At 52.5% G+C, this 12,530-nt stretch carries 8 protein-coding genes; 6 read left to right on the top strand and 2 right to left on the bottom strand.

Annotated elements, in window-relative coordinates; all coding sequences use genetic code 11:
* The first annotated feature begins 74 nt into the window (after positions 1 to 74).
* The 3 genes from bglX (at position 75) to dsdC (ending at position 4,688) form a co-directional block, all read left to right on the top strand.
* On the top strand, positions 75 to 2,372 hold the full coding sequence (gene bglX, locus AC6I77_RS05675; RefSeq protein WP_033762571.1) for a beta-glucosidase BglX: 2,298 nt from the start codon (positions 75 to 77) through the stop codon (positions 2,370 to 2,372).
* 96 nt (positions 2,373 to 2,468) lie between these two features.
* Positions 2,469 to 3,344 (top strand): oxygenase MpaB family protein, encoded by an 876-nt coding sequence (locus AC6I77_RS05680; RefSeq protein WP_008925071.1) that lies wholly within the window; start codon positions 2,469 to 2,471, stop codon positions 3,342 to 3,344.
* Positions 3,345 to 3,755: 411 nt separating this feature from the next.
* Positions 3,756 to 4,688 (top strand): DNA-binding transcriptional regulator DsdC, encoded by a 933-nt coding sequence (gene dsdC / locus AC6I77_RS05685; protein ID WP_140033586.1) that lies wholly within the window; start codon positions 3,756 to 3,758, stop codon positions 4,686 to 4,688.
* Between the two features lie 307 nt (positions 4,689 to 4,995).
* On the opposite strand, the gene AC6I77_RS05690 is transcribed toward dsdC, so the two are convergent.
* Positions 4,996 to 5,910: a DMT family transporter gene (locus tag AC6I77_RS05690; protein ID WP_039659237.1), complete on the bottom strand. Its 915-nt coding sequence runs from the start codon at positions 5,908 to 5,910 to the stop codon at positions 4,996 to 4,998.
* 883 nt (positions 5,911 to 6,793) lie between these two features.
* Between AC6I77_RS05690 and AC6I77_RS05695 the strand changes: the two genes are divergently transcribed.
* From AC6I77_RS05695 to idi, 3 genes are all read left to right on the top strand, one after another.
* A complete protein-coding gene (locus tag AC6I77_RS05695) occupies positions 6,794 to 7,903 on the top strand; it encodes a suppressor of fused domain protein (RefSeq protein WP_039659241.1) in 1,110 nt (369 codons plus the stop codon).
* 190 nt (positions 7,904 to 8,093) lie between these two features.
* Positions 8,094 to 9,989 (top strand): methyl-accepting chemotaxis protein, encoded by a 1,896-nt coding sequence (locus AC6I77_RS05700; RefSeq protein WP_497817214.1) that lies wholly within the window; start codon positions 8,094 to 8,096, stop codon positions 9,987 to 9,989.
* 146 nt (positions 9,990 to 10,135) lie between these two features.
* Positions 10,136 to 10,678, top strand: a complete 543-nt coding sequence (idi, locus tag AC6I77_RS05705; RefSeq protein WP_008925075.1) for an isopentenyl-diphosphate Delta-isomerase — start codon at positions 10,136 to 10,138, stop codon at positions 10,676 to 10,678.
* Positions 10,679 to 10,836: 158 nt separating this feature from the next.
* Here the strand turns inward: idi and AC6I77_RS05710 are convergent, their stop codons facing one another.
* Positions 10,837 to 12,312 carry an MFS transporter gene (locus tag AC6I77_RS05710; RefSeq protein WP_003851786.1) on the bottom strand — a complete coding sequence of 492 codons (1,476 nt, stop codon included), beginning with the start codon at positions 12,310 to 12,312 and terminating at the stop codon, positions 10,837 to 10,839.
* Positions 12,313 to 12,530: the final 218 nt, after the last annotated feature.

The following is a 12,530-nucleotide window of genomic DNA, read 5'->3' on the forward strand; positions in this document are numbered from 1 at the left end:
TGCTATTCTCATCTTGTGGCACACTGCCGCCTGTTAATTCGATATTGCGCAGTTACTTAAGAGAACCCAACCTGATGAAATGGATTTGCTCTGTTAGTCTCGCTGTCTCCCTCGCGATGCAACCCGCTTTAGCTGAGACAGTGCAAGGTAACCACCCGATGACCGAACAGGCGCGGGATGCCTTCGTTAACCAACTGCTTAAAAAAATGACGCTGGACGAGAAAATCGGCCAGCTGCGTTTAATCAGCGTCGGACCTGATAATCCGAAAGAAGTGATTCGCGACATGATTCAGAAGAGTCAGGTTGGCGCGATCTTTAATACTGTGACCCGTCAGGATATCCGCGCGATGCAGGATCAGGCGATGCAGCTCAGCCGCCTGAAAATCCCGCTGTTTTTCGCCTACGACGTTATTCATGGCCAGCGCACCATTTTTCCTATTCCTTTAGCCCTGGCGTCGAGCTGGGATCTGGATGCGGTGAAAGAGGTGGGGCGCGTCTCCGCCTATGAAGCGGCCGACGATGGGCTGAATATGACATGGGCACCGATGGTGGATGTCAGCCGCGAACCGCGCTGGGGTCGTGGTTCCGAAGGTTTCGGTGAGGATACGTATCTCACCAGCGAAATGGGTCGCAGCATGGTGCAGTCGATGCAGGGAAAAAGCGCGGCCGATCGCTACAGCGTAATGACCAGCGTGAAGCATTTCGCACTCTATGGCGCAGTGGAAGGGGGACGCGACTACAACACCGTGGACATGAGTCCGCAGCGTATGTTCCAGGACTATCTGCCGCCCTACAAAGCCTCACTGGATGCGGGCAGCGGCGGCGTGATGGTGGCGCTCAACTCCATCAATGGCGTACCGGCCACGGCAGACAGCTGGCTGCTGAAAGATCTGCTGCGTGATAAGTGGAAATTCAAAGGCATCACCATCAGCGATCACGGTGCGATTAAAGAGCTGATCAAACATGGCGTCGCCAGCGATCCGCAGGAAGCGGTGCGCATCGCCCTGAAGTCGGGCGTCGATATGAGCATGAGCGACGAATATTACAGCAAGTATCTGCCTGCGCTGGTGAAGAGCGGCGACGTTACCATGGCTGAAATTGATGATGCGGCACGGCATGTGCTTAACGTCAAATATGACATGGGCCTGTTTAACGATCCCTACAGCCATTTAGGTCCGAAAGAGAGTGACCCGCAGGATACCAATGCGGAAAGCCGTCTGCATCGGGCTGAAGCGCGCGACGTCGCGCGTAAAAGCATCGTGTTGCTGAAAAACCGTCTGGAAACGCTGCCGCTGAAAAAATCGGGCACCATTGCCCTGATTGGTCCGCTGGCAGACAGTCAGCGCGACATTATGGGCAGCTGGTCTGCGGCGGGCGTGGCGAAGCAATCCGTTTCGCTGCTGCAGGGCATGCGCAATGCCACCGAAGGCAAAGCGACGCTGCTGTATGAGAAGGGCGCGAACGTCACCGACAACAAAGGGATTCAGGACTTCCTGAACCTCTATGAGCAGGCTGTTTCTGTTGATACGCGTTCACCGCAACAGATGATTGATGACGCGGTCGCTAAAGCGAAGCAGGCCGATGTGGTGGTCGCCGCCGTGGGTGAAGCGCAGGGTATGGCGCACGAAGCCTCCAGCCGCAGCGATCTGGTGATCCCGCCGAGCCAGCAGAAGCTGTTAGCCGCGCTCAAAGCTACCGGTAAGCCGCTGGTGATTGTACTGATGAACGGCCGCCCGCTGTCGATAGTGAACGAAGATCGCATGGCTGATGCCGTGCTGGAAACCTGGTTCAGTGGCACCGAAGGTGGCAACGCCATCGCCGATGTGCTGTTCGGTGACTATAACCCATCGGGCAAACTGCCGGTCTCCTTCCCGCGTTCAGTGGGTCAGATTCCGATCTACTACAACCATCTGCCAACTGGCCGGCCTTACAACTTTGCGAAGCCGAACAAGTACACCTCGCACTACTATGATGCGGTTAACGGCCCGCTCTATCCGTTTGGTTACGGCCTGAGCTATACCACGTTCACCGTGTCGCCGGTAAAAATGTCTTCACCGACCATGCCGCGTAATGGCAGCATTGAGGCCAGCGTAACGGTAACTAACAGCGGTAAGCGTGATGGTGCGACGGTGGTCCAGATGTATCTGAACGATCCGGTCGCCTCTATCAGCCGTCCGGTGCAGGAGCTGCGTGGTTTCAAACGCATCATGCTGAAAGCAGGCGAGTCGCAAACCGTGACCTTTAAGATCGACGTCGATGCGCTTAAATTCTGGAACCAGCAGATGCAGCATGTTGCCGAGCCAGGCAAATTCAACGTGATGATTGGACTCGATTCCGTGCGTACTCAGGATGCGCAGTTCAACTACCAATAACCGTCAGCCTTTCCCCTGAATGCAGGGGAAGGTGATGCGGCGCGTCGTGAGCGTCCTGCTACCGCGCGTCGCATCATATCCACTATCAGAGCCGCTATGATTAATCTGCGTGACCGCATTCAGCAGCAGGTCTTCCGCCTTAATGGTCTGTCGATGAATGAATTTGACCTCTCTCAACCGCCAGGCGATCCCGGCCTGTATGGCCCGGACAGCGTGATCTGGCGCGTCCACGGTGATTTCACCTCCATGATGTGCGGCGGGATCAGCGCGCTGCTGTTGCAGATGCTGCATCCAGCGGCGCTGGCGGGCGTCTGGGATCACTCCAATTTCCGCGAAGATATGATGGGCCGCCTGCGGCGCACCAGTCAGTTTATCGCCGTGACCACCTACGGGAATTCGCAGGATGCCCGGACGCTGATTGAGCGGGTGAAACGCATTCATCTGAAAGTCAGCGGCGTCGACAGCGAAGGCAAACCTTATGCCGCCAGCGATCCACATCTGCTGACCTGGGTGCATGTGGCGGAGACCAGCCGTTTTCTGGCGGCGCATCTGCGCTACAAAAATCCGCAGCTCAGCCGCGCCGAACAGGATCAGTACTATCAGGAAGCGGCGCAGATTGCCGAGGCGCTGGGCGCGGAGAAGGTGCCGAAAAGCGTTGTTGATGTGGCGGATTACCTGCAACAGATGCGAGCAGAGCTGCGCTTTGATGAGCGTACCGCCGAAGTGACGCGATTGCTGATGAACGCCCCTGCACCGAGCTGGCAGGCGAAACCAGTGATGAAAATCATGCTGAAATCAGGCTTCGGGTTAATGCCAGCCTGGGCGCAGGCGATGTCCGGTAGAGAAATCGGCCGCTTTGAGCAGGCGATCATTGACCAGAAGATTAATGCCATCGCGTTGGGGTTGAGATGGTCGATTCAGCGCGGAGCGTGGTATCGGGCAATGGTGCGGATGGGGAGAGATCCGCACTGAGGTGACTGGTATCTGTTTTACTCGTTTTTTAAGTAAGTCAGATGGTTAAGTTTTACCAGCATAACGACGCGGGTTCAGTGCTTTAAAAGTAACCCTACAGGCGCTTTTATGGCTTCCCGCAGAACCGAAAATGTCACGCGAGAGCAAGCAGCGTTTCCTGAAGCTATGACCACGAAAAAGCAGGTTATGCTCTGACGTTTATAGTCTGTTCAGGCTTCTGCATGTCTTACACTCATAATCTTTTGTACAGCAGTTTCAACAATTGATCGTTCCGGGCCAGCCATAAAGCTTACAGGCTGAGACAGATTATGGCTGTTTCTCCAGGCCTGGTTTCCAGCAAAGGATAAGTTGGGCATATCCGTGAGCGGTTATAATAAGTATTTTCTTTTGACTAACGACTCTGGGGGAAAAGTGTTTTCTGACAGCAAGAACATTCCGATACTTAATTCTCTGACCGGCTATCAGCTCTCCCGCTTGCATACTTTTGAGTGTGTTGCACGGCGATTATCATTTGCGCTTGCTGCCGAGGAGTTATTCGTTAGCCCAAGCGCGGTGAGCCATCGTATCAGCCAGCTTGAAAAAGAACTGGGTTTCAGCTTGTTTTACAGGCTCCATCGTAAAATAGCTCTCACGCCTGAAGGAGAACGGATGCAATGGGCACTAAAAAATTCTTTTAATCTTTTAAATCAAGAGGTTAATTACATAAGGAATAGCGGGCTTACAGGTGATCTGACTGTTTATTCACATCCGTCTATCGTTCAGTGCCTTCTTCTTCCTCATCTTAATAAGTTTATAGAACAGAATCCTGCCGTTCAGCTGAAGATTCTGACCGGACTTGAAGCTATTAATCTGGCTAATCGGGGAGTAGACCTGGCAATATACTTCGGAAAACCTTCGTTTTCTGAAAGCTATACAGAAGAGATCTTCATGAAAGAAGCCATAACGCCGGTCTGTACTCCGCGGTATGCCAGAAATCATGGTCTTTATAACAATCCCGAAAAACTGTCAGATTGTATCTTTCTGCACGATCGTTTTAACTCAGGTGAAAATGAATGGGCAAATTGGACAAGTTTTTTTCAGCTGGATATTGATACTGATCTAAAAGGAATATCCTTTGACCGTTCTGATTTGGCTCTGATTGCAGCTTCCCGGCATCTTGGTATTGCGATGGGAAGAATTAATCTTGTCCAGGAATGGACGGAAAGAGGAGAATTAATTTTTCCTTTCCCGGGCATGCTGATGCCCGTAGAGCACTGTTACTTCAACTGCATAATATCCGACAGGCAGTGGCCAAAAATCATGGCTTTTAAGCGATTCCTGAGTTGTCTGCCTGATGTATATTAATATTTTTTTTTAGCCCAGGTGTCGGGGCTATACCAGGAAATAAGATTGCACCTGAAGATTTTTCCATGTTTAAAATAATCGATATGTGACCTGGTTTCGTTCCATGCTATTGCTGTATCGTCGCCAAATCGAAGTATCTCAATACGTTGATTTTTTGCAAGACTAAACCATTTTCTATTTCTCATGATTTCAAAGCTGGCATTGTCACTCAATGTGATGAGAGGCGCACCGTGAGAGTAATTTGTTACCTGAATCATAATGTTATTACCTCCAGTGCAGTTTATATTATAACTTAAAATATCGTAATTCATTCTACTGACTTATTTTTTGAATGCTGTTGATGCGTTTTTACTGTAATAAAAAGCAGGCCAATAATAAGCAGCACTGTGCCAGCAATAAAGTTGGCCTGAACTTTTTCATGCAATATTATTATGCCCGAAAGTATTCCGAAAAAAGGTGTCATAAATGTCAACATTGAAAGTGAGGCTACCTGATAATTTCGCAGCAGGCTGAACCACACAAGATAACTGATTACTGAAACAATTAATGTCTGGAATATCAGGCTTCCATATGCCACTGTACCTGGCTTGAAATGATAACCATCATTAAAGAGCGATATGGTCATTAGAATGATAAATGCACCTGAAAGCTGATACAGCAGGGTCTGTTTGGCTGAGCACACAGAAAGTGGCGTTGTACGTATAACTACGGTAGTGCATCCCCAGGCCAGGCCAGCAAGTAGTCCGCACAAATCGCCATAATTAATGCTGTCAAAGCCAGCATGAGCGACTGTATTGATCATGCTTACCACCAGCCCAAAAAATGCAATCATCACACCAAACCACTGTCGGGCAGTAAGTTTTTCTTCGGCAGAAAAAATATGCAAGCCTACAGCCGAATAGAGTGGAGCAGTATAAAGAAGTACCGCCATATGCGATGCGCTGGAGTAGCGTAGTCCTTCAGAAAGAAAAAAAAATTCCAGCGCAAAGAGGACTCCTGCACAAACGCCTGCGAAGAGTGTTATTTTCTCCATTGAAAATTTTTCTCCTTTAATCTTTGCATAAACGTATATTACTAATGCCGCGAGACCGGATCGCATAGCAATCTGCAGAGTGAGTGAAACCTCTTTTTCGGCAGCCTTGATTGCAACCTGCTGTAGTCCCCATACAAAGCAGATGAGCGTCATGATCATGATCGCTTTGCTGTTTAAACGTAAACGCATAATATTTTCTTTAACTCCAGGCTATAGACGATATCAGGCGTGTCCGGATATCATAATTCGTTTGTATGAACGAAAAATTGTGAGTTTTTTATTTTTAGCGCTGATTCATGATGGTGCGTTATATTTTTAACATCTTTCCGGTATGGATATTCGCGTTTCTTTTTCCGCTTTCGGGTTATTTCATTTTTCCTGCAGTGTTACGGGGGAATAGGGTAATTGTTAATGGTATTATTATTGAAAATATTAGCGTTCAGGATGCGCAGAATGACATTCTGCAATACAGGTCGGGGATTGCAAAACTACTATAATCAGATGTGCCGGATTCAACCTTCCGCTTTGGTTACATGGATTTAGTTCGATAGGGATATTTAACGTTTTTTTGCCTTAAGCTTCAAATGATATATATCATGCTTTACATGATATGAATTCATCTCAAGGGTAATATCATTTCTTTGAGGATTTCCGAGCTATTTGAAAAAAGGATGCAGTTAGCCACAGCTGATTTTTTATGATTGATATTTGCTCAGTTTCTGCATAGGAACATCAGGCAGTCGGATTTACGCATAGGGCCGGTCATTATCGATGCAAACAGACGCTATTCTTTTAGAAAGCCCTGTATGGTTTTATGATTAGCATGAGGCGATGATCGTCTCATCCTGTGTTAAAACCTTAGTCTTTTTTTAAATCGCATCGCTCTGGAATTTCACACTGTTTATCCGGGTCGTGTAAAAGTGTTTTTGTTACAAGAATCCTTCATCAGCTCCTCGCTCTACATCATCCTGAGATGCACTTTGAGACTATTACCCTTGTCTCATATCGCCGTAGCCAGGATCCTGCTCTATTCTCGGGGAAAATGGATTCCTCCAGGCTTTGTCGAGGCACTATGACGTACAAATCCCTGATTGCTGAAGTCCACAATCAGCAGCGCACACTGACCGCGATTGTCGAACAGGATGAGCGCACTGCCTATTTTTACATCTGGCCAACCGACCTGTTCCGCAGTCAGTATGCTGTGCGCGGCTGCTGGCTAAGAAATCTGCTGTCTGCACCGGCGCAGGAAGATCGCGAGGCAATGGAGCAGGGCATAGCGCCGCTGCTCAGCGCAGAGTATTGCCGTAATCTGGAAGCGGAACCCGCACTGGACCCGGCCGGTCTGCAGATCCTGTGGGAGCCTTCTGATGATGGTGCAGCACTGTGGTATTACGGCCAGCTGCTGGCTGTCATCCCTGGCTGGAGCCTTTATCAGGAAAAGCAGGTGAGCTTCTCTGCGGGCTGCATTAAAAAGAACCGGCTGACGGCTCCGCTGGGGTCGGCATCGACCAATGACTACTATGCCCGTGCGGAGCATCAGCGTCAGTTCTGGCGTGAATGGCACGACGGCAGCGAGTGGGATAAGGTCCAGCAGGATCTCATGGCCTGCTATCAGGCACGCTTCGGGGAGTCGGTGAAATATTACGCGATTGATCAGGGTAGCTGGCCGCCAATGGCAATCTCGCAGCACTGGCATCAGGGCGTCTGGTATTTCCTGACGCTTGGCATGAGTATCCGGCCCATGCCGCAGGTCGATTATCTGTTTGATGAGCTGGCACCGCAGTATCGACGTATCGAACTGGGTATGGCGGTTGACGGTGAAATCATGACGGAAGGCAATGCGGTGCAGATGGCCAGCGCATTGGCGGAATTTGTACATCTGCCCTGGGCGCGTCTCACCTGGCTGGGCGAGGGCCATACGCTGGCGTCAGAAGTGGCACCGGTCGGCTTTGAAAGCTTCCTGCTGGCGAATGAACTGGCAACCGAAAAAGGGCAGTTCACGCTGCCCAAGCGTGATGGCGATCGCCCGACGCTGCTCTGGACAACGCCGATTACTGAAGCGGAGCGGCAGTTCGCGCAGGCCGATGAACACGGCGGCCAGAAGTTACGGGAGTTGTTAACAGCAGACGGTAACGATCACGTTTTCCGTCCACGCCAGCAGGTGGTCGATTCGCCAGAGTAGCTCAGCAATGACGCGCCTGTAGACACTTTCCCCGGCGGCTGTCGGGGAGGTGATAGTCCCGGAGTGAAATTAAATTTCACATAAATCATACATTTCTTAAATATGTGATCCCGCCCATCTCAAGTTCCCCTTAAGCGAGCCGTTAACCCGAATAAGGCAATCGCGCCGTACCAGGGGCAGGGGCATGAAGATGTTCAAAACAACACAATCCCGCTTTACCGCAACAATGATCGCATTCTTTGTTGCGCTTTTACTCGTTACAGTCTGGGTGATTAATCAGTTCGTCGCACCACAGCTCGTCGACAGCGAAAGCCGTCTGGTTCGCTATCAGGTTGATTCACTGGCCTCTGGCATCGTTGAACAGATGAACCGCGTGCAGGCTCAGCAGCGTGCGATTACCGAAGCGGCCTCCGTTATGGACAGCGCGACTATCGACACCCTGTTACCGACGCTGGTAAACCAGTATCAGGACAGCAATGTGTTTGGTGGCGGTATCTGGCCACTGCCAAACCGTCGTGATCCGGCCAAAGAGAAAGACAGCAGCTTCTTTGCCCGTAATGCCAGCAATGAACTGCAGGTCAATACCTACTGGAACTCCGACGCCGCCGACAAATACTGGGAGCAACCCTGGTATAAAGATGGCATGGCTGCTGCAAAAGGGCAGTGTGCCTGGGCTAAAGCCTATCAGGATGCCGCCAGTCCGCAGCCGCGTACTAACTGTGCTATGGCCATCTACAAAAATGGCACGGCCTGGGGTGTTGCCACTATCGACGTCACGCTGGGGTTCTTTAATCAGCTGGCGAAGCAGATGGGTGAAACCATTCATGGCAACGTGCTGATTGTTGAAGCCGACGGCAAAGTCGTGGGCAATGGCGCGCTGGTCAATGCCGCACCGAAGCTGGAGAACCTGGCTGAAGTGCAGATGCCGATGGCAGCACCGCTTAAAGCGCTGCTGAACGGTGTTGGCAGCCAGCCGCTGGAAACCACCTATGACAGTAGCGAAGGCGAGCAGACCCTGTTCGTTCAGGCGATTCCCGGCAGCCCGTGGTATCTCGCCAGTAGTCTGCCGACCAGCCTGCTGAAAGCGCAGTCGCATAACATGCTGACCCGACTGGGCCTGGTGCAGATTCCTCTGGCGGTAATCCTGCTGCTGGTGTCGCTGGGATTTGTCCGCGCCATGATGAAACGTCTTAACGTGCTGAACAGCAACATTGAAGCGCTCTCGACGGGTGGCGCCGATCTGACCCAGCGTCTGCCAGCCAGCAACAGCCCGGAGTTCAACGCCGTTGCGCAGAGCTTTAACCAGTTCATCAGCTATCTGCAGGGCCTGCTCCAGCAGGTGGGTGACAGCGCGCTGGCGATCACCGCCGCGTCGCGGGAAATTGCCAGCGGCAACGCCAATCTCTCGTCCCGTACTGAAGATCAGGCCAGCTCGATTGTCGAAACGGCTGCGTCGATGGAACAGCTGACCGGCACCGTCCGTCAGAATGCCGACAACGCGACGCATGCTAACCAGCTGGCGGCCGATGCCTCACAGGTAGCCGCGCGTGGCACCGAAGTGGTCCGTCAGGTGGTCACCACCATGGGTGAGATTCATCACTCGTCCCGTAAAGTGGTCGATATCATCAGCGTAATCGACAGCATCGCATTCCAGACCAATATCCTGGCGCTGAACGCCGCAGTCGAAGCTGCACGTGCCGGTGAACAGGGTCGTGGGTTTGCGGTCGTGGCATCGGAAGTGCGTAACCTGGCACAGCGTTCAGCTAACTCGGCACGAGAGATTAAAAAGTTAATCGAAGAGTCAGTGGCGAACATTGATACCGGCAGCGCGCTGGTGGAACAGGCGGGTCAGACCATGGATGAGCTCATGCAGGGCGTGAGCAGTGTGACCACCCTGATGAGCGAAATCATGTCAGCCAGCCGTGAGCAGAGCATGGGTATCGAACAGGTCAACGTGGCAATTACCCATCTGGATGGCACCACACAGCAGAACGCCGTGCTGGTGGAGCAGGTTTCCGCTGCCGCGCAGGCGATGGAATCACAGAGTACCCAGCTTGAGCGGGTTGTTCAGAGCTTCCGACTGTAATTCTCTTCCAGGCCAGCCTTGCTGGCCTGATTTCCCCTCTGCTTCATCCGCTTATCTCTGACGGACCTGGGTAAAAAATCCGCGATGATCCGCCCAAACTGCGCATTCTGTGCCAGAATAGTTGGGAATAATCTCAAGGAAACGCCATGTCTGCTATTGAAGTTATCCTCGTTGACCACCTCGATCGTCCCACCGGCAAAATGGAAAAGCTGGAAGTGCATGAAAAAGGATTGCTGCACCGCGCGGTGACGGTCTACATCTTCAATTCCCGGCAGGAGCTGTTATTGCAGCGGCGCGCCAGCGATAAGTATCATTGTGGTGGTTTATGGAGTAACACCTGTTGTGGCCATCCTTATCCCCATGAATCGACCCGCGACGCCGCCGAGCGCCGTCTGCGTGAAGAGATGGGTATGACAGTGGCACTGACGCCGGTGTTTGAACTGAGCTATAACCTGAAGCTGAGCAATGGCCTGACAGAGCATGAATATGGTCATGTCTTTTTTGCGATCTGTGACAGCCTGCCGCAGCTTAATCCTCAGGAAGCGGATGCCTTTGATTATCGTCCGATGGCGATGATCGAGCAGCAGATGCAGCAGCAGCCACAGCAGTTCACGCCGTGGTTTTTGCATACCTTCCCGCGTATCCCGGATTATCTGGAGCAGTTTCCATTTCCGGCTGTCACGGCATAAAAAAACCGCACTAAGGTGCGGTCAGACGGTTTGAAATTCACAGCGATGGGCGCAAACGTCCATCGCAAAGCATCGCGGGCCAGGGATGGCGTCTTTTGCATCTTTGCAGAGGACGTTTGTTCCCTGAGCCTGCGTGCGCGCCACGCCTGGAATGTTGTTTAACGCGGCAGCTCAAAATCCTCCGCATCCACATCATAGCCCGACGGCTCCCAGCGGATGGCCAGCAGCGCCAGAAGACCGGCCAGCGGCGCCAGGAAGATCACCCAGAACACGCCAGTGCCCAGCGCCGCGACCAGCACCGGAAACAGAAACAGCGAAACGGTTGAACTGCCGCGCATCAGTGTCTGGTTGAAGCCCACGCCCACGCCGCGCAGTGAAGTGGGATAGCTGAGTGAGGCAAACGTCATGGTGTGCGAGCCAGGCCCGAATCCCTGACCAAACAGGAACAACGCCAGCATGGCGATAGCCATTGCTGCCTCCTGACCGCCTTCCGGGCGACCAATCAGCGCCAGCCCAAGCAGCGCCACACACTGACAGCCATATCCCGCCACTGACATCTTCCACGCACCCAGACGCGGCACCAGTCGCACCGCCAGAATCCCGCCAACAAAGGCAAACAGCAGATTCAGTGCCAGCGACACCAGAATGGTGGTGAGCATCGACTGAGCAAAGAAGCTGGAGATAATCACCGGCAGTCCAAACGCCACAGCGTTATAGGCAAACGACGAGGCGATAGAGGTAATGGTCGCCAGCAGCGTACGGCGGCGATAGACGCCCTGCAGCAGCGCACCATAGTTACGCCAGCTTGCCTTACGCACCGGCGTGGCAGCGGTCAGTGCGGCGTCGGACGCGACCTGAGCGTTGATATTCCACGCACTGCGTAAAATCGCCGCGGCCCCTTTCAGGTCGCCCTGATTAGCTGCCCACACCGGGGATTCGCTCATGTAACGGCTGCGGATAGCGATGATGACAATCGCCGGAACGGCGCCAAAACCGAGGATCAGCCGCCAGAGCCAGTCGGTGTGACTTTCGGGCAACACCGCATAGAGCAGCAGCACCAGCAGATAAGAGATGCTGATTGCTGCGTACCAGGTCGGACACCACATCGCCACGCTGGCCGCTTTATTCCCCTTACCGCGCAGCTTTGAAAACTCCGCCAGAAAGGCCATCGCCACCGGCAGATCGATCCCGACGCCCAGCCCCATTACGAAGCGCGCGCCAGCCAGCACATATTCATTGGGCGCAAATGCACAGGCGATAGCCGCCACCACGAAAAAGAACATATCGGCCATGAAGACCCGATAACGGCCAATTTTGTCGGTGAGATAGCCGCCAATCAGCGCGCCGATAATCGCCCCGAAGGTAATGGCCGAGGCGACCATGCCGGTGCCGGCTGGGGTGAGATTAAACTCGCGTGTGATGTCTTTGATGCCAAAGGCCAGCGCACCCAGGTCGTAGGCGTCGAGAAAAACGCCTCCCAGCGCAATCGCCACCACAATGCGGGCATTATTACGGGCGCTGTCGCCGCTGTTGACTAATCGGGAGACGTCAGCTGCGCTACGAATCCACTGTGTTTCGCCACCGGGCGAACTCCCTGCTGTTGCCACATGGGCGGAAGAAGTCAGATCGGACATGATGTTATGTATCTTTTATTTTAAACAGATTACCGAGGATAGCCGTTTAGACGCCCAGACGTAAATTCATTTCAGTTATATAAGATAATATTATAATCCCAAATCGTTATTAATTTTCGATAAAGTCCGCTGCATCACCGCTATGCCAGGCTACGCTTTTAAAGCAGATAATTTATCGCTGCACGCCTTGCCAGCAACACTCTCAGCGGCAGGAGAGC

This window comes from Pantoea sp. X-Soil-ISGK-259 (genome assembly GCF_059730705.1).